The sequence below is a fragment of the Neobacillus sp. B24 genome (assembly GCF_055381825.1).
In genome coordinates, this window is record NZ_AP035777.1 from 2,223,400 (window position 1) to 2,246,320 (window position 22,921).

The following is a 22,921-nucleotide window of genomic DNA, read 5'->3' on the forward strand; positions in this document are numbered from 1 at the left end:
TCTATTATTATATATTCAAATAATCAGATATACAAAATAAGAAAATAAGAAGATAAGAAGGGTGAGTATGTTTACTGACAAAAGGTTCCATCAATATTCTTTAAAGAGCGTGCCAAAAGATCTGCTCTCAGGGCTGATTGTAGGGGTCATCGCGATTCCCCTTGGTATGGCTTTTGCCATTGCTTCAGGAGTGAAGCCAGAGTATGGAATCTATACGACCATCGTTGCCGGGATTCTCATCTCCTTATTTGGCGGATCCAAGTATCAAATTGGCGGTCCGACTGGTGCTTTTATCCCAATTCTATTTGGGATTGTCATGACATACGGCTATGAAAACCTGTTAATTGCCGGGTTCATGGCCGGAATCATCCTTGTGTTAATGGGCGTATTTAAACTGGGGTCATTAATTAAATATATCCCAAGGCCCGTCACGATAGGATTTACCGCGGGGATTGCTGTCACGATATTTACAGGCCAGATTGCCAGTTTCCTAGGATTAGAGGGGATTGAAAAACACGAAGAATTTATTAAAAACATTTGGGAAATCGTGGTTCATCTTGGTACGACCAATTTTTACAGCATCATAACAGCGGTCATTTGTTTGGTGACCATCATTTATACACCAAAAATCGCACCGAAGGTTCCTGGACCACTGCTTGGTTTGCTTGTTTCGACCTTTGTAGCAGCCCTGTTTTTTCCTGGGGAAGTAGCCACCATAGGCTCTGCGTATGGTCAGATTCCAAATTCATTACCGAGTATCCAGATTCCTGAAGTGAATATGGACGTGATTTTAAAGTTGATCAAGCCGGCGTTCATTATTGCGATGCTGGGCGGAATCGAGTCACTGCTGTCAGCGGTTGTTGCTGATGGAATGACCAATAGCCGTCATAACAGCAATCGAGAGCTGGTTGGTCAAGGACTTGCCAATATGATTACCCCATTGTTTGGCGGGATTCCGGCAACAGGAGCGATTGCGCGGACCGCCACGAATATAAAAAATGGAGCCGTGTCACCATTATCGGGAATATTTCACGGTATCGTGGTGCTCCTGGTATTAGTCTTTTTCGCACCATATGCCTCTTATATTCCACTTGCCAGCATGGCACCTATTTTAATGGTGGTTGCTTGGAATATGAGTGAGCGGAAGGTATTTGCCCATATCTTTAAAACGAAATCTACTGATTCACTTGTCCTGGTTGTCACGTTTATACTAACCGTGTTCGTCAACTTAACAACTGCAGTAGAAGTCGGCCTTGTCATGTCGGCAATCCTGTTTGTAAAGCGGATGAGCGATATCATGGTAACCGCAAAAGCATTGCCGAACCCGCAGAATAACCGGGCTAAAATGGAGACAGGGATGGTCACGGATACACATGATTGTCCGCAGATTAGTATCTTTAATATTGAGGGGCCGCTATTTTTTGGCGCTGCCTTAAGCTTTGAAGAAACCATTATGAAGACCATCAATTACCGGCCGAAAATCCTTTTGTTACGGATGGGCAGAGTTCCGTTCATGGATACTACCGGGGAAGCCAATTTGTCGAGTATTGTTCGCCAGTTTTCTAAAAATCGTATAGTATTAATATCAGGGGTAAATCCACAGCCTGAAAGGGTTTTGAGAAAAACGGGTCTATATGACATGATTGGCGAGGACCACTTTTTCGAGCATACCGGTGATGCCATTCAATTTGCCCTAAATCATCTTAATAAAAATAAGTGCCTCGGCTGTAAGCATTTTGCGTTTAGGGAATGTAAAAAGCTGTCGGGCTCTGAGGCAGTGGAAAGAACGAAGCAAAAGTTAACCGCTACGTTTTAGCAAATAGGTAAAGGTGATGATGATTTGAATTTAGAAATGCAAAGATTTAAGGCGGAATTTTTTAAGGCGCTTGCTCATCCCTTGAGAATCCGAATTTTGGAGCTATTAGCGGAGGGTGAAAAAAGTGTCAATGAAATTCAGACCATTGTCGGCAGCGAAGGTTCGGCTGTTTCTCAGCAGCTGCAGATTCTCCGAGCGAAGAATATTGTGTCTGGAACAAAAGAGGGTAATAAAGTCATTTATACACTGAAGGATCCGATGATTATCGAACTTCTGGCTGTTGCCCGGCAAATATTTAATAATCACTTGGTCGATACCATTACCATATTGGACAAATTTAAAGAAGATGAGGAAGTACCGATGGCGCCGAAGAATTAATTTCTTCGGTTTTTTTCTATTTATAAGGTAAAAAATGATTTATTGTTATAATTTGGAAATTATCGGTTTTTTGTAATATTTAGCCCATTATATCTGTAGAAAATTATATTACTATGAAAATGGAAAGATATTTATTTGGGAAGGTGATGGACTTATGTATGATTTAGTATTGCTGCATCCTCCAACTGTTTATGATTTCAGGAAAGAGATGCTGTTTACAGGTCCGATCAGCGATGTGGTTCCTTCTTCACCGGTATTTGAAATGTACCCCATTGGGCTGACGAGTATCGGAGATTATTTGGAGCGATATGGGTTAAAGGTCAAGATTATTAATATCGCCAACAGGATGCTGTTAAACCCAAACTTTGATGTCGAAAAAAAGCTTAGGAAAATCAAAACGAAGGCATTCGGGATTGACTTGCATTGGCTGCCGCATGCCCATGGCAGTGTAGAGCTTGCCAAAATCGTCAAGAAATACCATCCGGATACGCCCGTCATGTTTGGCGGCCTATCAAGCACTTATTTTCATAAGGAATTAATACAGTACCCATGCATTGATTTTGTTATGCGCGGTGATACAACAGAGAAATTGATTCTCATGCTGTTGAACAAGCTGGAAGCAAAGGGTGACAATTTTTTTGATATTCCAAACCTGACGTGGAAACGGGACGGACAGTATCATTATAACGATATGACCTATGTTCCTGAAAGTCTAGATGAATTTAATCATCCTGGATATCGCTACGTCATACGGTCAGTGTTTAAGTATTTTAATTTGTTGGATCCCTTGCCGTATAAGGGCTGGCTGCAATATCCAAACACCGCCATTCTTACCTCAAAAGGATGTACCTACAATTGCTTGATATGCGGCGGGTCGAGGGATGCCTACGAATTAAACTGCAATCGCAAGAGACTTGTCATGCGTTCCCCCAAAAAAATGCTTGAGGATATTGCGTTTATCCAACGGTTCACGCGGGCGCCGATTTTCTTGTTAAACGATATCCGCCAAGGCGGCAAGGAATACGTAGAAGAATTCCTTAGCGGTTTGGAAAAAATGGATTTGAAAAATGAAATCGTGTTTGAATTATTCAATTATGCCGATGAAGAATTTTTTAGCATGTTGGACAAGGCGATACCAAAATACAGTATCGAATTAACACTGGAATCGGCAGATGAGGAGATCCGGAAATATAACGGCAAGCTGCCTTGCACCAATGCAAAGGTAATCGAAATGCTGCAATATGCGCTGGAACATGGCTGTGCAAAGATTGATTTATTCTTCATGACGGGGATTCCTAATCAAGACTATGACAGTGCAATGCGTAATATTGACTTTTGTGAAATTATTCACAAGGAATGCGGTGAAAATCCCAAAATTTCGTATTTCGTTGCGCCATTATCTCCATTCCTTGACCCTGGCAGTCCTGCTTTTGAGCATCCGGATCAATACGGATATAAAAAATTCTGTCATAAGCTTGAAGATTTCCGCGAGACCATGAAGCAGCCATCATGGAAGAATATGCTCAGCTATGAGACAAACAAAATGACTCGTGAAGACATTGTCCGGGCGACCTATGATTCCGCATTGCGATTGAATGAATTTAAATATAACCATAACCTGGTTTCTAAAGAAGTTCATGATGAAGTAGCCTATAAAATTGAAAGGTCAGTACAATTCTTACGGCAATTAGATGAAGTGGCACTAATGCCTCAAGAAGAGCAATCCGTGGAATTGACGAAGATTAAAGAAGAGGTAGAGAGGATAAACCGCCATAGTATTTGCGGGAGTAATGAACTGAAATGGGAAGTCAAAAAGCTGTTCGCCGATTTCCCATCGCTAACCTTTATTGGTTTGGAATTACTGGTGAAGGATATTAATAAGGGTATCAAATGCCGGTTGGGGAAAATCGACCGAAATAATGCTGTTACAACAAGTGAAATCCACAAATAATAGAATGATATATTCGATATATTTTTCTACAAATAGTGACAATCGCATGACCTGTGTTAAGGTTGTTCAACTTATAGTCTGTTAATAACATAGTTTTGGGCCAATTTATGCTGCTTATAAACGGTTCTTTATCCTAGTTTTAAAGTAGAATTGTGTCAGATTATGTAGCCTAGACCTTTCTTGACATGATAAGAAATAAATGTTAAATTTTAATCAGCCGTTGCACGAGATAAGATTTATGTTACAAGCTTCTTCAAGGTTTTAACCATGTTTGGATGAGGTAATGAAAGTAAAGCTATCTACGTTGTAATTTGGTGAATTTACACATGGCTTGTTTCTAGCCAATAGGAGGATTTTTTTTCATGAAAAACGGTAAGGTTAAATGGTTTAACTCAGAAAAAGGTTTCGGATTCATCGAAGGCGAAGACGGTAACGACGTATTCGTACATTACTCTGCAATCCAAACAGAAGGTTTCAAAACTTTAGAAGAAGGTCAAGAAGTTTCTTTCGAAGTTGTTGAAGGAGCTCGTGGACCACAAGCTGCTAACGTTACAAAGAAGTAATTTCTGAATACTAAATTATAAACAGTCCGGTAAATGCGCCGGGCTGTTTTTTGTTGCCATTTTCCAACCGCCGTCTCCACCTTATTTTGCTATAATAGAAGTATTGGATTGCAACTCGAGTTTAAAATGGAGTGATGAGAATGAAATTTATCCATACAGCCGATTGGCATTTGGGGAAGCTGGTTCATGGTGTTTATATGACGAATAATCAGCGTGAGATACTACAGCAATTTATCGATGTTGTGGCTGAAGAGAAGCCAGATGCCGTAGTAATTGCCGGTGACCTATATGACCGTTCTGTTCCCCCAACAGATGCCGTCGAACTACTAGATGAAATTCTCTTTAAAATTAATGTAGAGCTAAAAACACCGGTGGTGGCAATTGCCGGAAATCATGACAGCGCAGAACGCCTGTCATTTGGCAGCTCATGGTACAAACACAGCCAATTCTATTTAACTGGAAAACTGACAAACACGTTCGAGCCTTTTCGAATAAACGGTGTTAACTTTTATTTGCTTCCATATGCAGAACCTGGCGTTGTCCGCCAGCTATTGGGGGATGACTCGATTCATTCCCATCAGGAGGCCATGAAGGCGCTAATCGGAAAAATGGAGGAAACGCTAAATCCAAATGAGCCCAACGTGTTGGTCGGACATGCTTTCGTTTTGGGAGGGCAAACTTCGGATTCGGAACGGATACTATCTGTTGGCGGTTCAGGCTGTGTCGGTGCAGAACTGTTTGAACCGTTTTCCTACACCGCACTTGGTCATCTACACAGCCCTGATGCGATTAAACACGACAAGGTGAAATATTCCGGATCACTGTTGAAATATTCTTTTTCTGAAGCGAAGCAGCGAAAGTCCATTTCAATTATTGAGATGGATGACAAAGGGAACTTTACCCATCGCTATCGTTCACTGAATCCTACTCATGACATGCGGGAACTGGAAGGGCATATGGAGGAATTGCTGGATCCGCAGTACTATGAAAAAGAACGGACTCATGACTATCTAAAAATAACCCTGCTTGATGAAGGGGCACTTATTGACCCCATCAATAAACTGCGGCAGGTATACCCAAACGTGCTTCATCTGGAGCGAAAAATGGATTTGACAGACCTAAAGAAAAAACAATCCTTTCAGGCGATCCGCAGTGAGAAAAAATCGGAAATTGAATTGTTTGAGCAGTTCTATACAGAAATGACCACTTCTGAATTCTCATCACAAAAAAAGGATGCGATGATTGAAATTATCGAGAAAGTGATGAAAGGGGCTGGGGTTGGATGAGACCGTTAAAACTGACCATGCAGGCGTTTGGCCCATACGCCGGAACAGAATTCATCGACTTTACGGAACTAGGAAACCGGACAATGTTTGTGATTTCTGGTAAGACGGGTTCCGGAAAGACCACCATTTTTGATGCCATCACTTATGCGATTTATGGCAAGGCAAGCGGTGAAGACCGAAATGGCCCTGAATTAAGGAGTCAATTTGCCAAAGACGATCTGTTAACAGAAGTTTCGCTAGATTTTTCGTTAAAAGGTAAAAGATACAGCATCACCAGGTCCCCGCAGCAGCTGAAAAAGAAGGATAAAGGTGACGGCTATACCCAAATCGGTGCCAAGGCCGAGCTTTATGAATGGGATGAAAATGGCGAGAAAACGATAATCGGCACTAAAATTAGTGATGTTGAGGAAAAAATTAAAGAAATCATGCTAATCGATGCCAATCAATTTCGGCAAATCCTGATGATTCCTCAGGGTGAATTCCGCAAATTACTGACCTCGGACAGTAAAGATAAAGAATTGATTCTTCAGCGGTTGTTTCATACTCAGCTCTATAAAATGGTCGAGGAGAAGCTAAAGGAAGAAGCAACAGTGTTGAAGAAATCTGTTGAGGACCAGGTCCAAGCAAGGAATGAAGCAATTCGTCGGATTGTGGCGGTGACAAATGATGAGCTTCGAGAGTACCTTGATGCTGGCAGTGTGAATGACACCATTATCATGCCGCTTTTGGAAGTTGAAATTGCTGGAATGAGCGACCTGTTGGAAAAATTGAAAGGTGAGCTAAATGAAAAGTCGCAAGAACGTGACCGAATCAAGGCTCAGCTTTTTGAAGCAGAGACAATCCTCAAACAGTTGCAAACAAAAGAAGAACTAAAGCAGGAAAAAGCGAGACTGCAGTCACAGGAGGATACTTTCAAGGAAGTCGAAGTGCAAATTGGGCGGGCACAACGGGCTGCACTGCTAGAGAAACAAGAGCAACTCTGCCACCGATTAAAACGGGAAGCCGACCAATATGAAGCCAATGTCAAAGCCATTAAGGTGGAGATTGGGCGTATAACTTTAATGGTTGAAACGAGTGAAACCAAGCTGCAAACAGAACTAGCTCGTGAAGCAGAACGCCAGGCTGCTCTTCATGAAGTGAATATGTTGGTAAATATGAAGGACGATGTGTATTGGTTTGCGGCATTGGCAAAAGAGACAGCTCAAACGGAACGTTTATTGGTGACAGCTAAGGATAAGCAGCTAAAGCTTGACAACCAGCTGATGGTTAATGAGGAAAAAGTTAAGGCTTTGCAAGCACAACGAGAAGAAATTGAAAAAGGGAAAATTACTTATCTTGAAAATAAAGGTAAAATGGACAAGCTGCAAGCTGAGCTCGTTAGTCTAGAAAAATACGAGACTTTACTTGGACGACACCATGAGGCAGTTACAAAGCTCCAAACTATTTCTAACCGCTATGAAAATACAAAAGCAAGGATGTTGGATGCACGAGCGCTTGTCGATGATTTGGAACAAAAATGGCTGCATGGACAGGCCTCACTATTAGCGTCAAAATTGCACGAAGGGGAAGCATGTCCAGTTTGCGGTTCGGAGCATCATCCAGCACCAGCTGCTGCGTATGGTCTTGGTCTCCCGAGCGAGGAAGATTTAAAGGTTGCAAAAGCCGATGCCGCGAAATGGGAAAAGGAAAAATCCGGTGATGAATCATTGCTGTATCAGTGTCAGTCGAACGAAAAAGCGGCCAAAGACGCTGTAGATGAAACTCTGGACGGTATTCTGTTATTGCGATCGGATTTTACCGAAGAAAATCTTGCGCTCATAAAAGGTGACATTATAGCTGAGAAAGCCGGACTTCTTCAGGTTCAAAGAAATCTTGAACAACAAATGGCACTGTTGGACAGAGTGATACAACAGATAGCGGCATTGGAAGCAGAAAAACAGGACATCCAGCGGCTTGGACAACAAATTGCTGGTGAAGTTACACAGTTAACCATTCAATATACCGAAAAGAATACCAATTTAACTAGAATGATGAATGCGATTCCGGAAAATCTTCGTTCTGAAGCTGAATACGAGAGAGCTGTTGCAGCCTCGAAAAATCGGCATGAATTATTGGTGAAAGTGTTGGAGGAGGCAACTCAACGCCTGCAGGCTGCGAAAGAAAAGCTTACTGCTGAATCTGCCAGATTACTAGACGCTGAGAGGTTATTCTCTACCAAACAGCAGGAACTTTTGACAGAACGTGAAATCTTTAAAAGTAACCTCGCGGAACAAGGTTTTGATAATTATAATGTTTATCATACCTCAAAGCGTTCTGAGGTAGAGATTCAGAGATTAGTGGCGGAGTTACGGAGTTACCGGGAGGGGCTTCGTTCGGTGTCCGACCGTTTGGAGGAACTGACACAGTTGCTGGCAAATGTTAAAACTCCGGATGTGGACGGACTAAAGGCCCTGTTAGAGAAAGCTAGTATTGCCATTGAGGCACTTAACCAAAAGCATACGAACTTGTTTGTGAAAAAGCGGGACAATCAAGAGATTTTCGCGGACGTGCTGCGTTTGAATGAAAATATGAAAGTGCTTGAGGAACGCTACAAGCTGATTGGCCACCTATATGAAATCACAAAGGGGCAGAACAGCTTCAGGGTTACCTTTGAACGCTACGTGCTAGCAGCATTTTTGGATGATATTCTACGTGAAGCAAATTATCGATTGCTCAAAATGACGTCGGGCCGATATGAGTTGCTGCGAAAAACTGACCGCTCGAAAGGAAATGCCCAGAGTGGATTGGAATTGCTTGTGTTTGACCAATATACCGGTCAAGAGCGCCACGTAAAAACTTTATCAGGCGGGGAGAGTTTTAAGGCCTCGTTGTCACTGGCCCTTGGGCTTGCCGATGTAGTCCAAAACTACGCAGGCGGGGTATCGCTGGAAACGATGTTCATTGATGAGGGCTTTGGCACGCTAGACCCTGAATCCTTGGACCAAGCGATTGAATCATTGATGGATATCCAAAGCAGCGGCCGATTGGTCGGGATTATTTCGCACGTTCCGGAATTAAAGGAGCGGATTGATGCCAGACTTGAGGTAATCGCCGGGCAAACCGGGAGCCGGACGGAATTTGTGTTTATGAATTAAATTGGAGCAGCGGGGGGCTTTAGGGCTCCTAGTTGCTTTTTTTGTTGATTGGGAATTTGGAAATCGTAACTTTGAGGGGGAGGAAGCGATCTACGTGCCCGAAAAGAGGATAGGAAGCTGAAATAGGTAACGTAGAAGGGGGTTACGTGCCCAAAAAGAGGGGAGAAAGCTGAAACTGGTAAGGTAGAAGGGTTCTACGTGCCCAAAAAGAAGAGAGAAAGCTGAAAAAGGTCACGTAGAAGGGTTCTACGTGCCCAAAAAGAAGAGAGAAAGCTGAAAAAGGTCACGTAGAAGGGTTCTACGTGACCAAAAAGAAGAGAAAAAGCTGAAACTGGTAATGTAGAAAGGTTCTACGTGCCCAAAAAGAGGAGCGAAAGCTGAAACTGGTAACGTAGAAGGGTACCGTCAAGAAATTTGTGTATTTGTTATATAGGGGCCAAGGAATTGTCGTTAATATTATTCTATCTATGGGCATTTATGTTACTGAACATTCAGACAGGGGAGGGGCGGAGGAGCCCCTCCCCTGTCTGAATGTTTCTGGAAACTTTTACTAGTTGTTGTATCTTTGGTCAAACATTTTTTGGAGCTGATCTTTAGCTTGGGCAAAACCGTCAGAAATACGTTTTGACCAAGTTTCATTCAGGTTTGTCACTGTGAAATAGACGATTTTTTCCGCGGCATTTATATCAGGCAAACTATTCATCGGCTTCAAACGCTTGCGGACCTCTTTATTCGTCCTCTCAATCCAGTTGGTGGTATAGATTGCCTTCCGAATGGAGGAAGGGTACTTCATAAAGGTCAACAGTACCGGTAAGTCCTTTTCCCACGAAGCTACCTCTTTAGGGTATTTCTTTTCCCAGTCCTTCTTGAACTTTTCAAATTGGATCTGGGCAATTTCGAATGTGGGAGACTGATATACAGCCTTTAAGCTTTCTGCAATTTCAGGCTGGTCTTTTTTACGGACATGATTCATCGTATTTCGTACTTTGTGAACTACGCAGCGTTGGACATCGGCTTTTGGATAAACGGCCTTGAATGCGTCATCTAGGGCGGCTAGTCCGTCAAATACTCCAAGAAGGACCTCTTTTACCCCTCGGGTGTACAAATCGGCAAGGATTTCTCCCCATCCAGTTGCACTTTCTCGACCACCGATATAGTAGCCCAGAATTTCTCTATAGCCATCTTCTGTTACTCCCATGGCCATATAGATAACTTCGTTATCAACGGTATCACGGCGCAGCTTGATGTACATTCCATCCAGGTATAGCACGGAATATCGTTTAGCCAGAGGGCGTTTTTGCCACTTCTCAATGTCCTCACGGGCCACTTCAGTAATGTTGCTTATGGTAGTTGCAGAATAAGCAGAGCCCACCATTTTTTCGATAAATTTGCCAACCTGTCTAGTACTCATCCCACCTTGATACATCCGCATTATAGCCTCTTCAAGCCATCCATCTCTTCGCTGGTATGGCTCAAACAGCTGAGTCTTAAATTCGCCCTGGCGATCTCGGGGAATAGAGATGTCTTCAATTCTGCCGTACTTTGTATCGAGGGAACGTTCATAATAGCCATTGCGTTTTAGATTAAGTTCAGGTCTTTCAACTTGAATAAAATTCTTAATCTCTTCCTGGAGAATCAGCTCCATTTTGTCCTTTAAAAAGCTTTTTACTAAATCTTCAAGTTGAATTGCGAAATCATTTTTAGTTATACTAGATGTCATGTAGGGTTATCCTCTCTTTCATGGAATGTCGACAATTCCGAGGATACCCTACTTTTTTTATTCCATGGAATACTCCAAATGTTGGAGAATCAATACACAAAATATTTTACATCATCCGTAGAAGGGTTCTACGTGACCAAAAAGAAGAGAGAAAGCTGAAAAAGGTCACGTAGAAGGGTTCTACGTGACCAAAAAGAAGAGAAAAAGCTGAAACTGGTAACGTAGAAAGGTTCTACGTGCCCAAAAAGAGGAGAGAAAGCTGAATCAGGTCACGTAGACAGGCTCTACGTGACCAGAAAGAGGAGAGAAAGTTGAAACAGGTCACGTAGACAGGTTCTACGTGACCAAAAAGAAGAGAAAAAGCTGAAACCGGTAACGTAGATTGCTTTTCAAAGATAGCAGCCAAAATAATGCAATGACTACATTGGCCGCCATCAAAAAGTACTCTATTTCAGCTCTTTCGCCAGCGCTCTTCCAGCCTGACGTCCCGTAAACAAACAACCGCCTACGAAGGTGCCTTCCAATGAGCGATAGCCGTGGATGCCGCCGCCGCCAAAACCAGACACCTCGCCAGCCGCATAAAGGCCCGGCACCGGATTACCCATTGAATCTAGGACTCTTCCAGATAAATCAGTCTGCAATCCGCCAAGAGTTTTCCTAGTTACTATATTTAACCGTACCGCAATTAATGGCCCCGCCTTGGGATCGAGAATCTTATGCGGCTTCGCAACCCTAATAAGCTTATCGCCTCGGTAGTTTCGTGCTGTCCGCATTGCCGCAATTTGCAGGTCTTTAGTAAATGTATTATCCATCTCACGGTCGCGGGCCCGGACTTGCCGCTCAATTTCCTCCAAAGAGAGCAAGTTATCCCCTGTTAATTTATTCATTCCCTCAACTAATTCTGGAAGGGTATTTACGATGACAAAATCCTCGCCTTTATCCATGAACGCCTGTACAGGAGCAGTCGGACCCGGCAGGACACGTACCAACACTTTTTTAATGCTCTTTCCGGTCAAATCAGGGTTTTGTTCTGATCCGGATAACGCGAATTCTTTTTCGATAATCTTCTGAGTTAAAATAAACCAAGAATAGTCGTAACCTGACTTCATAATTGCTTCTAAAGTTCCAAGTGTATCAAACCCCGGGAAATTAGGTGTTGGGAATCGCTTGCCGGTCGCATCAAACCAAAGTGAGGATGGACCAGGTAGAATTCGAATCCCGTGCATTGGCCACACTGGATCCCAGTTTTTTATCCCTTCCGTATAGTGCCACATCCGGTCGCGATTCACAATTCGTCCGCCGGCCTCTTCGGTGATTGCGAGCATGCGGCCATCGACATGCTCCGGCACCCCGGAAATCATCCTTTTTGGCACCTGACCAAGTCTCGACGGCCAATTTTTTCTAATCAATTCGTGGTTTCCACCAATGCCGCCGCTTGTAACCATAACTGCTTGGGAATGGAATTCAAAGCTGCCAATGACTTCACGTGAACTTGATTCGCCGCGTTTTGCATTACTTGGAACAAGGATATCACCACGGGCACCAATGACAGCTCCGTTCTCGGTAATTAACTCATTCACACGGTGACGCGGCCGGTAATCGACGAGGCCGTCAGCCATCGCTTTTCGAACTCTTTCCTCAAAAGGTTTCACGAGTCCAGGACCTGTTCCCCAAACAATATGGAATCTGGGTACGGAGTTTCCATGACCCTCAGCAAGATAGCCGCCGCGTTCTGCCCAACCAACAACCGGGAAAAAGCGGACACCCATATCATACAGCCACTGCCGCTTTTCACCTGCAGCGAAATTAACATAGGCCTCAGCCCATTTTTTTGCCCAATAATCTTCATCTTCTTCGCGATCAAATCCCGCAGAACCCAACCAATCCTGCCAGGCAAGCTCTTTGGAGTCCTTTATCCCCATTCTTCGTTGTTCCGGCGAATCGACGAGGAATAACCCGCCAAACGACCACCAGGCTTGTCCGCCGAGTGAGGTTTCCGGTTCTTGGTCCAAGAGAAGGACCTTTTTACCGGCATCAGCAAGTTCGGCAGTTGCGACTAAACCTGCCAGTCCCGCGCCAACTACAATCACATCATATCTCAAATTTCTCCCCCCAAAAAAATATATCTCTTTAGTACCAGATGGTATTGTAAGTTTACTGAAAAGTCAATCATTTTTGAGGTTCGGAGGTTAAGGGGAAAATTAAAAGAGTGGACTAGTTACGGAGGGATTTATTATGTCTGACTTTTGCCCAGTGCTTTGGCCGGAGGAACCCACACCGGACCATCTTAGAAATTGCAGTGAATGCGGCCTCGACAAGCATGGAACGCGGATGGTATGGGGTGAAGGGAATCCGAGCGCCCCGATAATGATCCTGCTCGATAATCCAGGGGCACGTGAGGACCGTGAAGGAAATGAATTTGTATGCGGCACCCGCCAAACGCTTCAGAAGGCTGCAAACCATGTTGGCTTAACGATGGAAGATTTGTATGTTACGTTTATTTTAAAAAGAAAGCCCGTTAAGGCCTATGACAAGGAACAGGTTCGGCAAATTTGTATGAATCACCTGTATCAGCAGCTAGAGGAAAAACAGCCTAAACTTATTATTTGTTTGGGAAATGTGGCGGTTCAATCCTTTTTCAAGGATGAGGTAGCTGAAGTGAAGGGACTAAGGGGAGCAATTCATCAAATAAACGGTTATCCAACAGCCGTTGCTTACCATCCATTGGCAGTCCGGCGTCGACCGAATCTTTGGACTGTTTTTATAGAAGATTGGCAGGTAGCAGCTGATTATTTTAAATCCAAATGAATACATAGATCAGTTTGATATTTTCATGAGAACTAAAATGATTGAAACAGTAGTTAAACAATCCTCATAGGCCGTTCATGAGGACAAAATCGAAGACAAAGAAAAGGAAACTGTCCTCAAGAAGCTTTATTGAGGACACTTTTGCTATTTTTTGATGCTGGTTAGTCCTCAAGGAGCTTTATTGAGGACACTTTTGCTATATTTTAGAGCTGTTTTGTCCTCAAACCATTCATGAGGACATCGATGACAAAGAAGTAGAGCCTGTCCTCATAAGCTATTCATGAGGACAAAACCGATGCAAGAGCCAGTGAAACTGTCCGCATTAGCTTACCATGAGAACAACCGGCCCCAAACCCCCGGGGCTAACCTTTTAAGACTATAAATCGATAGGTGTAGATTTTTGAATTTTTTGGTAAACTTAAAAAGGGGGAAAAGGTCACATGATAAAGGCTTTATTATTTGATTTGGACGGAACTCTATTGAATCGAGATGCTTCTGTCCACAAATTTATCAATAACCAATATGACCGCTTGAGAAAGTTCGTCGGACATATTCCAAAAGATACATACATTACAAGATTTATAGAATTGGATTGCCGCGGTTATGTCTGGAAAGATCAGGTCTACCAGCAAATGGTCAGTGAATTTTATAGTATCAATTTAAAATGGGAAGACTTGCTGCAGGATTATCTTGAAAGATTCAAGGATTCCAGTGTGCCATTTCCAAATTTGAAAGAAATGCTAGAAGAGCTGAAACTCCATGACTTTAAACTGGGAATCATCACGAATGGGAAGGGGCAATTTCAATACGATAATATCAAAGCCTTGGGTATTGAGCACTATTTTTCTACCATTCTAATTTCGGAGTGGGAAGGAATAAAAAAGCCGGACCCCAAAGTATTTAAGCGGGGTCTGCAGCAACTTCAAGTTTTGCCAGATGAATGTATTTTCGTCGGTGACCATCCAAACAACGATATACTTGCTGCCAAGAAGCTTGGAATGAAAACGATTTGGAAAAAAAACCAGCAATGGAATCATGTTGAGGCTGACTACATAATTAATGATTTAAATGAGATTCCGCTATTACTAAAGAAAGGTGATGGTTGACTATTACTAGGATTTGCATCGTTAGACATGGAGAAACGGATTGGAATTCAATCGGAAGGCTGCAAGGCAGCACAGATGTCCCGCTTAATGAGAAAGGGATTCAACAGGCAAAGGAAAGCGGCGAGTTTTTAAAAGATTGGCAATGGGATGTGATCTTTACCAGTCCGCTGCAAAGGGCGAATAGGACAGCGCAAATCATTAATAGTTACATGGACATCCCGCTTGTGGAAATGGATGATTTTAAAGAAAAGTATTTTGGGGTTGGGGAAGGCCTGACCTATGAGGAGAGAAAAAAGTTATACCCCGACCACAAATATCCTAATGAGGAAGACCAGGAAACCTTTACCAAACGTCTCATGAACGGTCTTGAGAAAATAAACCAAGAATATTATGAGAAGAAGGTTCTCTTGGTTTGTCACGGGGCCGTCATCAATGCTATCTTAGCCCACTTGTCTAACGGAGAATTGGGCTACGGGAAGACAAAAATAAGTAACGCGTGTATAAATGATATTCATTTCCACGAAAACCAATGGAAGATCAAAGCATATAATCAAACAGGTCACCTTTCGATAATAGTTTAAGGCGGTGGTTCGATTATGCATAAACCTAGTCTGATGAACAACAAGATGTCATCGCGGGTTCCATCCTTGTTCATGCATCTTGTTTATTGCTTACGTTTATGGTGTACCAACCGTCCAAGAAAATTTATTATCATGAAAACGGGCGGGAACAGCAATTTTTCGACCAATTGCAGGCGCCTAGTAAAGAATGGCTGATTTTTGATCGATCCGCTCACTCGCCGAATTATGAAGAGTTGGAGAAGTTTACGAAAATTGTAGTTTCAAAAGTTAGTTGAGGATATTTCAAATATATTTAAGGAATTGACATGATGATTAAAAAGATTGATTTTCAAGATATTACTCTGGTTGTAAGCCTTTTCGAACTTCAAAGGGCTTCCTACATGGTGGAAGCGAACATAATCGGCTTTGATGACATTCCTCCCTTAAAGGAGAGCTTTGATGAATTTCTGAACTGCCCTGAGACGTTCTTGGGGTATTTTGAAGGGGAAGAACTGGCTGGTGCCGTTTCGTACACAATTGATAGACATGAACTGACCATTTGCAGGATGGTGGTGTCCCCCAATCATTTCAGGAAAGGGATTGCTCAAAACCTATTAAATTCTGTGGAATCTAATCACCAAGGGATATTAGTTTTTAAGGTTTCCACAGGAAAGGACAATGACCCTGCGAAAAATTTATACCTCAAAAATGGCTTCCGTCTCATAGAGGAATTGGAGGTTGCACCCAACTTCTTTATCAGCAATTATGAAAAAAGAATGAAGTAAAGTGATAACCAGGGTGTCTAATTTTGGCACCCTGGTATCCTTTTATAGCACAGATTCGAACTCTTGAATCGTTCTTTTATGATCATCGGTAGTTTCTATGAAATTTCCCTCAGAAAATGTGGAAATAGTTTTCCTCCAAAATGCTTTAGCAGGTTCGTTTTTTTCAATTTGAGTTACTTGCCATTTTCCAGGGAACAATTTAAAAATTTCAGTTGCTGCGATTTTTCCATAGCCATTCCCGGCATATTTACGAATGATGAAGAATTCGAGTATGGTGTTTGGGTCGACTCCCTCAGCACTTTCGACTAAAGCAAACCCAATCAGTTCCTCCTCTTTTTTAATAAAAAAGGGATGATGGTTGGGACTGCTCCAATAGGGTGTTAAATCAAACGGTTTATAAGCGCCATTTTCCTCCAAAGTGATGGATGGGATATATTGACTGAATTCATAAATATAAAACTGCATTAGATTATGTAAAGTTTGCTCCTCTTCTTTTAACACGCGAATAAGTTCTATCATGTTTAACCTCCTAACTTACTTCTTTATTAAAATTTGACATTTTCCTGCTAAATCCCTTTAAAATAAATGTAGATATTATCTTGAACGGGGAGAATGAGGATGGACAAGTCCAAATTATTTGCGTACTGTCTCCAAGGGGATGTAACAGCTGCCTACGAGTATTTACAATTGGTACCTGATAAACCTAAAAAATACCAACAACTAGAGTTAAAATATGAAAATCGCTTTTTCTCTAGTAGACCAATGTATCGCTTTAAGACAAAGGATTCGTGGATACGAAAAGTACTAAAAGCCTACTACCAATATTTTACCGCGGTGCTGACAAGGAAGAGTGTGGTAGAGGCGGAACAGCAATTAATAGCGACACTGCAGCCATTGATTTCGGGCAACCTTGTTGATTTAGATAGTTTAGAAGAAAAATTGGAGGCATTGTTTAGGGAAAAAGGCTATTATTTTCTCGGTGGGGTCACACCTCCGTACCGGGGGCCTTATATTTGGAAAACACAGGAGAAGAGAGACTTCCAAGTTGAACTCCCGAATCATACCCAAGAAGTGACCGTATATTTTATATCCGATTTTATCCTGCTGAGCTGGGCTCACTACGCTACGTTTGGTGAGAGATATGCCGGCGGCTGGGCGCAACAAGACGGACTATATTATGTATGTGATAGCCAAAAGCGAAGGAATACTGAGATTGACAGTAATTGGTTCCAAGTAAGCTACTTGAAGCACGAAGCCCAGCATTCCAGTGATTACTCACAATTCCCGAACTTGGAGTCAAAAGATCTTGAATACCGTGCCAAGCTGGTTGAACTAATTTACGAAAAAGATTCGATGAGATTGTTAAAAAAGTTCTACTATGAACAAAAAAATGATCCGGCCCTGCCGCATCCTTATTCATCTTATGTCCTGATGAGCAGACTAGCATTACTCGCCTTTGGCAAAGAGATGATTGATGATCTTAAAGAATGGAAACTTGTAAACTCTGAGCAAATGAACTCTTGGGCTCGTGAATTATATGAGCAGCATACACAACAGCTTGAGGAAATTGGCCGTCATACTACCGGAATTATATAGTCATAATGCCGAAATTGGTCAATGAAGCTAATTTCGGCTTTTTAATTTCTTATCCATAGCTTGGGTAAGTTATTGCGATTTAGCAGGATGTTGCGTTAAATAGCTTGTCAAATCCTGCATATCCGCTGATTCGTGGACAATACCATTATTATCAAAGATGATAAACGCCGTCTTTTTATTGAGATGAAGATTAGGATAGATTTTTTTGGCCATATCAAGTTGGGGTAAACTTAAAATATTCTTTACATCGGTAATGACTGTTTGGTTCTCCTCAATTGGTGTCCCTTCATCCTGATTTCCGACGACCAAAAGTGAATAGGTTTGAGCGTCTTCAGCCAAAAGGGTGGGGTAAGGAAAAGGTTCATTAGGATCGTTTACTTGGGCTTTCTGCCCGCTAGTCTCGCTTTTGGGTTTTGTGTCAGCAGCTTTATGTTCTTTGCTTTGACAAGCTGTTACTAACAAGAAGCTCGCGAGCATTGGAATAATCAATTTTTTCATTGCGATGATCTTCCTTCTTTTAAAAAATGTCTTTCTAAAAACATATCACATTATTAAAAACTAAATCCTTTGTGAATGTGGAGGATTAGTGACAACAAAAGCAGGAAAAATAAAGAATATGTCAAAAAGAACAATATACACTTTTTTTGGGGAGTGATGGAATTGCAACAGGCTAAAATTGGGATTGACGCAGGCGGGACGTTAGTAAAAATTGCTTACCAAGAAAACGGTGAGATGCACTATAGAAAGTATCAAATCGGTGAATTGGATTCTGCCATTTCATGGCTGAAAATGATGACGCCGGATTTAAACGTTGCATTAACAGGCGGGAAAGCCCATATTGTCCAGGAAAAGTTTTACCCAGATGGGTTGAACGTTCCGGAGTTTGTGGCTACATGTGAAGGTGCCCGCTTTTTCTTGCATGAAGAAGGGAAGAAGCTGGATTCCCCGTTTATCATCGTCAATGTTGGAACGGGGACATCGTGGCATTTGGTAAATGGGGATAAGTATGAGCGTATCCTTGGCAGCGGAATGGGCGGCGGAACGTTTATGGGACTGGGTGCTTTGTTAACACATGAAGCTGGATACGAGCAGTTGACTGAGCTGGCGGCGAAAGGGAAAAAAGAACATTTGGACTTACTCGTAAAGGACATCTACGAATCTGATGAACCGCCAATTAACGGAGATTTGACTGCGGCCAATTTTGCAAAGGGACTTCAGGTTAAGCATTCTGACGAAGACAGGATGGCTGCCGTAACTAATATGATTGCGGAGACGATCATGTTATTAACCTTGCAGGCAGCTGCGATTCATAAGGTGAAAGAGGTCGTGTTTATCGGAAGTTCCTTAATTGATAATCCGATGTTAAAGGGAACACTGCACAATTATATGACGATGCTTGGTCTGCAGGCGATATTTTTAAAAAATGGTGAATACTGTGGTGCGCTTGGTGCGTTTCTGTCTGATTGAAAATTGTTCCCTTGAACATTTAAGCCTTTAAAGCTACAGTAGAGGAGAAGACGTTAAAGAAGGTGGCAAGCTTGGAAAAAAGATATTTTACGATCGGGATGGCAGGTCACATTGACCATGGGAAAACCTCCCTTACAAAAGCATTAACCAATGTCGATACCGACCGGCTGAAAGAAGAAAAAGAACGGCAAATTTCGATTGAACTTGGATTTGCTCCATTATATGAAGATGATGAGATACAGATTTCTGTCGTTGACGTTCCTGGACATGAACGGTTCATTCGTCAAATGATTGCCGGAGTTGCCGGAATTGATCTGGTAGTGCTTGTGGTGGCTGCCGATGAGGGTGTGATGCCGCAAACGAGGGAACACTTGGATATCTTAAAATTCCTCGGCGTTAAAAACGGCATCGTGGCGATTACGAAGATTGATCGGGTGGACGAAGACTTTATTGAGTTGGTAAAGGATGATATTTTAGGAGAGCTTACCGGGACCGTTTTTGAAGATGCTCCTTTTGTATTGGTCGATAGCCTATCTAAAAAAGGTATTGAGGAAATAAAGCAGCTTATTATCAAAAAACTGAAGGAACAGGAAATGCGTGATTCCAAGGGTGCCTTCCGACTGCCAATTGACCAGGTGTTTACCGTAAAAGGGCAGGGAACAGTGGTTCGTGGCACCGTATACGAAGGAACTGTGGAAGAGGGCCAGGCATTAAAAATCATGCCGAAAGGGCTGGAGGTTCGGGCCCGGCAAATCCAGGTCCATCATAAACAAGCGACAAAAGCTTATGCGGGGCAGCGGGCGGCAATCAACCTTTCCGGAGTTTCCAAAGAAGACCTTGAACGTGGTGATGTTCTCGTTTCTTCCGAACATTTTATCGTATCTAAAGTCATTGATGTGGCGATAAGAGTTGTCGATGAATTAGAGCATTTAATCAAACAGCGCATGCCTGTCAAGTTACATATTGGAACTGCTGAGGTAATGGGGCGCATCGTATTCTTTGACCGTAACGAAGTGAAAGCGGAGAACGGCGAAATTCTTTGCCAGCTTAGGTTAGAAGAAGAAATCCTGACCAAACGGGGCGACCGTTTCATATTACGCCGGCCTAGCCCTACAGAAACGATTGGCGGCGGCTGGGTTATTGACCCACGTGGGAATAAGTACCGGTTCGGGGACCAAACCATAGAAGAACTTGAGAAGAAAAAAGAGGGCTCTCCAACAGAACGGATTACGGCGGCGCTTCTAGAGGCAAAAAGCTTGCCGTTAACGGAATTGATTAAACGCACGGCGCTCGATGAGGGGACATTATCGCAACACCTGCAAAAAGAGGATGAGTTTGTTTTATACAATGGGAAGGAATACACCCTGAAACAGTTAGTTGACGCCATTGAGGAAGATCTATATGACCGCCTGCAGGACTTCCATAATCAACATTCGATGAAACCAGGTGCCAATAAGGCAGAACTTATTCAAACCATGCAAAAGAGATTTCCAAAATCATTGTTGGAATATGTTGTGGAAAACGGGATAACAAATGAGGTATTCCAGCGCAAAGGTCAGTTTGTTTCACTGGCGGCGTTTGTTCCGCATGTACCGAAAAGCTGGGCGAAACGGACAGAAAATCTGGTGGAAGATATGAAAAAGGATGGCTTAAAGGTACGTTACTTAAAGGATTATTTCGCTGCCGCTGGAATTCCAAGTAATCTTGAGCATGATCTTCGGAAGTTTTTGGAGGACCGGGAACTGATTGTCATGCTTGATGACCAATATGCCTATTATGGGGAAGTCTTTAAGCAGGCTGTGGAAAAACTTCGCAACGGAACAGGTCCCGAATTTGAAGTGGGAGCAGCAAAGGAAATTCTCGACCTATCACGTAAATATATGATTCCATTCCTAGAGAGATTAGATGCAAACGGGTATACCAAACGGGTCGAAAACAAACGAGTGTGGAAAAATTAGCAAACAAAAGCCCCAATCCCAATAACAAACGGGATAGGGGCTTTTTGCATTACGATAAAAATTCTGCCGGATTTAACCCAAGTTCTCGGCATATGTCGGCGACTGTTTGCTTTTCATAATTATCAAAGTTGCCATCCGCATAGCCAATTGCGATGCAATAGCGTGCAACAAGGCGGGCAATCTCTGGTTTATTTCTGATCTTTCCAATCGCACGAAATGCTTCTGCCGTCCCAAGCATCCGGTCCATTTCAATCCGTGATACAAAGTAATTGAATCGCTGAATGACCTTATTGGTATCGAAAACACGTAATTCATCACTCTGATGAACAAAATCGAGGAGCTTTTGGCGTTCGGAGGCATCTAAATAGCCATCGGCCATTGCCACTAAGGCGCATCCAGCGACAACCGCATCCAACACATCCTGGCTCTTATAGCGATTAAATAATTCCTGCGCACGCCGCTTCTGATTGTTTGCCCATTCCGCATAATCGGTTTGTGAAGGCGACCAGGTACTGCCGCAGCTGTTACAGGTAAATTTCAATTGATTTTGTCCAATAAAACCCCCGAGCAAACCAATTGGGCCAAGGATTAATCCGCCAACTGCTGCCTTGCCCAGACCAAATCCCTTTTTACCAGTTCTGACATTTGTTGAATGGCAGCGCGGGCAGCTAATATCGTCACCAGCATAGGAGGTCCGATGGGTCCCCGCATTCGAAGGAAACGTCTGTGACGGGTAGCCATAGGATGGTTGCCTGTTTGATGACTCAGGTTCAAGATGAATGGGCTGTTGATTAAATGGCTGATTAATCTGGCTTTGACGATAGGGGTCATAGTTGGTTTGGTTTTGTCTGTAAGGGTCATAGCTTTGTTGCGTTTGCCGGTTTTGATTATATCCGCCTTGGTTCTGCTGATTAAGATTGAAATTTCCTTGGTTGGGAAACCCGCCCTGATTCTGTCCAGCAGGGGTATAGCTTCCGTGACCCTGTTGAGCAGCACTGGTTTGATTTCCAAAATTGGGTTGTTGATAAGTATTAGTTTGCTGACTTGCCGGCGGATCATCAACGGTAACCCCGAAATTGCCGCATAACGCTGCCAAGCCGCCTTGGAACCCGCTGGCAATCGCGTTAAATTTCCATTCGCCATTATGTCGATAAAGTTCGGCCGCGACAATCGCCGTCTCGATGGTAAAATCCCTGCCCAAATTAAACCGCAGCAATTCTTCATTACTAACTTGGTTAAAAATTCGTACATAAGAATCCGATATTTGCCCGAAATTTTGCCGCTTTACTTGGGCATCGTGAATGGTGATTGTAAAGGCAATCCGGTGGATATGGGCAGGTACGCTTTTTAAATCAATCCGGATTTGCTCGTCATCCCGAACGCCTGAACCAATGCGATTATCGCCGCTATAGACAATTGAACCATTTCCACCTGAAGGATTATTATAAAAAACAAAATCGAGGTCCGACTGAACTTTCCCGTTTTGGCCCAATAAAAAGGCAGAAGCATCCAAATCAAAGTTGGCGCCGCCCTGATTAATGGTCCAGCCAAGCCCGACGACGACATTCTGCAGCCCCGGGTGGGCCTTAGTCAAATCTACCTTTTGCCCCTTGCTTAGTGTTACTCCCACAATCGCTCACTCCTATCATATTCTACTTCCAATTATAAACCATATAAGAGGAAATTTTTAAAAACAAAAGTACTAGATTCAATAGAAAATACTACGGTTACATTGTAGAAAAGTTTCAATTACTTTTTAAAAAGCAGAAAAAATATTTCAGGAATTTTAAGAA

General features: G+C 42.8%; 18 protein-coding genes. 13 read left to right on the forward strand and 5 right to left on the reverse strand.

Annotated elements, in window-relative coordinates; translation table 11 throughout:
* Positions 1–67 precede the first annotated feature (67 nt).
* From ACZ43M_RS11035 to ACZ43M_RS11060, 6 genes are all read left to right on the forward strand, one after another.
* Positions 68–1,816 carry a SulP family inorganic anion transporter gene (locus ACZ43M_RS11035; RefSeq protein WP_464507452.1) on the forward strand — a complete coding sequence of 583 codons (1,749 nt, stop codon included), beginning with the start codon at positions 68–70 and terminating at the stop codon, positions 1,814–1,816.
* 24 nt (positions 1,817–1,840) lie between these two features.
* Positions 1,841–2,194 carry an ArsR/SmtB family transcription factor gene (locus ACZ43M_RS11040; RefSeq protein WP_464507453.1) on the forward strand — a complete coding sequence of 118 codons (354 nt, stop codon included), beginning with the start codon at positions 1,841–1,843 and terminating at the stop codon, positions 2,192–2,194.
* A 154-nt stretch (positions 2,195–2,348) separates the two neighbouring features.
* Entirely contained in the window at positions 2,349–4,145 is a 1,797-nt protein-coding gene (locus ACZ43M_RS11045; RefSeq protein WP_464507454.1) for a TIGR04190 family B12-binding domain/radical SAM domain protein, read from the forward strand.
* A gap of 362 nt (positions 4,146–4,507) precedes the next feature.
* Entirely contained in the window at positions 4,508–4,708 is a 201-nt protein-coding gene (locus ACZ43M_RS11050; RefSeq protein ID WP_042463935.1) for a cold-shock protein, read from the forward strand.
* 140 nt (positions 4,709–4,848) lie between these two features.
* Positions 4,849–5,994 carry an exonuclease SbcCD subunit D gene (locus ACZ43M_RS11055; protein ID WP_464507455.1) on the forward strand — a complete coding sequence of 382 codons (1,146 nt, stop codon included), beginning with the start codon at positions 4,849–4,851 and terminating at the stop codon, positions 5,992–5,994.
* Positions 5,991–9,128 (forward strand): AAA family ATPase, encoded by a 3,138-nt coding sequence (locus ACZ43M_RS11060; RefSeq protein ID WP_464507456.1) that lies wholly within the window; start codon positions 5,991–5,993, stop codon positions 9,126–9,128. Before ACZ43M_RS11055 ends, ACZ43M_RS11060 begins: the two co-directional genes overlap by 4 nt.
* A 550-nt stretch (positions 9,129–9,678) precedes the next feature.
* On the opposite strand, the gene ACZ43M_RS11065 is transcribed toward ACZ43M_RS11060, so the two are convergent.
* Positions 9,679–10,848, reverse strand: a complete 1,170-nt coding sequence (locus ACZ43M_RS11065) for an IS256 family transposase (protein WP_464507457.1) — start codon at positions 10,846–10,848, stop codon at positions 9,679–9,681.
* Positions 10,849–11,294: 446 nt separating this feature from the next.
* Positions 11,295–12,950, reverse strand: coding sequence for an FAD-binding dehydrogenase (locus ACZ43M_RS11070; protein ID WP_464507458.1), 1,656 nt, complete (start codon positions 12,948–12,950; stop codon positions 11,295–11,297).
* A gap of 133 nt (positions 12,951–13,083) precedes the next feature.
* On the opposite strand from ACZ43M_RS11070, the gene ACZ43M_RS11075 reads away from it, so the two are divergent.
* From ACZ43M_RS11075 to ACZ43M_RS11090, 4 genes are all read left to right on the forward strand, one after another.
* Positions 13,084–13,656, forward strand: a complete 573-nt coding sequence (locus tag ACZ43M_RS11075) for a uracil-DNA glycosylase (RefSeq protein WP_464507459.1) — start codon at positions 13,084–13,086, stop codon at positions 13,654–13,656.
* Between the two features lie 440 nt (positions 13,657–14,096).
* The gene (locus tag ACZ43M_RS11080) at positions 14,097–14,762 is read left to right on the forward strand and encodes an HAD family hydrolase (RefSeq protein WP_464507460.1); all 666 of its coding nucleotides are present in this window, start codon (positions 14,097–14,099) and stop codon (positions 14,760–14,762) included.
* A gap of 2 nt (positions 14,763–14,764) precedes the next feature.
* Positions 14,765–15,343 carry a histidine phosphatase family protein gene (locus ACZ43M_RS11085; protein WP_464508006.1) on the forward strand — a complete coding sequence of 193 codons (579 nt, stop codon included), beginning with the start codon at positions 14,765–14,767 and terminating at the stop codon, positions 15,341–15,343.
* A gap of 305 nt (positions 15,344–15,648) precedes the next feature.
* Entirely contained in the window at positions 15,649–16,107 is a 459-nt protein-coding gene (locus ACZ43M_RS11090; RefSeq protein ID WP_464507461.1) for a GNAT family N-acetyltransferase, read from the forward strand.
* Positions 16,108–16,149: 42 nt separating this feature from the next.
* Here ACZ43M_RS11090 and ACZ43M_RS11095 read toward each other — a convergent pair whose 3' ends face one another.
* Complete coding sequence (locus ACZ43M_RS11095) at positions 16,150–16,626, reverse strand: GNAT family N-acetyltransferase (RefSeq protein WP_464507462.1); 477 nt, start codon at positions 16,624–16,626, stop codon at positions 16,150–16,152.
* A 99-nt stretch (positions 16,627–16,725) separates the two neighbouring features.
* Between ACZ43M_RS11095 and ACZ43M_RS11100 the strand changes: the two genes are divergently transcribed.
* The gene (locus ACZ43M_RS11100) at positions 16,726–17,703 is read left to right on the forward strand and encodes a hypothetical protein (protein ID WP_464507463.1); all 978 of its coding nucleotides are present in this window, start codon (positions 16,726–16,728) and stop codon (positions 17,701–17,703) included.
* 69 nt (positions 17,704–17,772) lie between these two features.
* Here the strand turns inward: ACZ43M_RS11100 and ACZ43M_RS11105 are convergent, their stop codons facing one another.
* Positions 17,773–18,201 (reverse strand): hypothetical protein, encoded by a 429-nt coding sequence (locus tag ACZ43M_RS11105; RefSeq protein WP_464507464.1) that lies wholly within the window; start codon positions 18,199–18,201, stop codon positions 17,773–17,775.
* A gap of 162 nt (positions 18,202–18,363) precedes the next feature.
* Between ACZ43M_RS11105 and coaW the strand changes: the two genes are divergently transcribed.
* Together coaW and selB are read left to right on the forward strand one after the other, a co-directional pair.
* The gene (gene coaW / locus ACZ43M_RS11110) at positions 18,364–19,170 is read left to right on the forward strand and encodes a type II pantothenate kinase (protein WP_464507465.1); all 807 of its coding nucleotides are present in this window, start codon (positions 18,364–18,366) and stop codon (positions 19,168–19,170) included.
* A gap of 71 nt (positions 19,171–19,241) precedes the next feature.
* Positions 19,242–21,128: a selenocysteine-specific translation elongation factor gene (gene selB, locus ACZ43M_RS11115; RefSeq protein WP_464507466.1), complete on the forward strand. Its 1,887-nt coding sequence runs from the start codon at positions 19,242–19,244 to the stop codon at positions 21,126–21,128.
* A 49-nt stretch (positions 21,129–21,177) separates the two neighbouring features.
* On the opposite strand, the gene ACZ43M_RS11120 is transcribed toward selB, so the two are convergent.
* Positions 21,178–22,758 carry a TerD family protein gene (locus ACZ43M_RS11120; protein ID WP_464507467.1) on the reverse strand — a complete coding sequence of 527 codons (1,581 nt, stop codon included), beginning with the start codon at positions 22,756–22,758 and terminating at the stop codon, positions 21,178–21,180.
* Between the last annotated feature and the right edge of the window lie 163 nt (positions 22,759–22,921).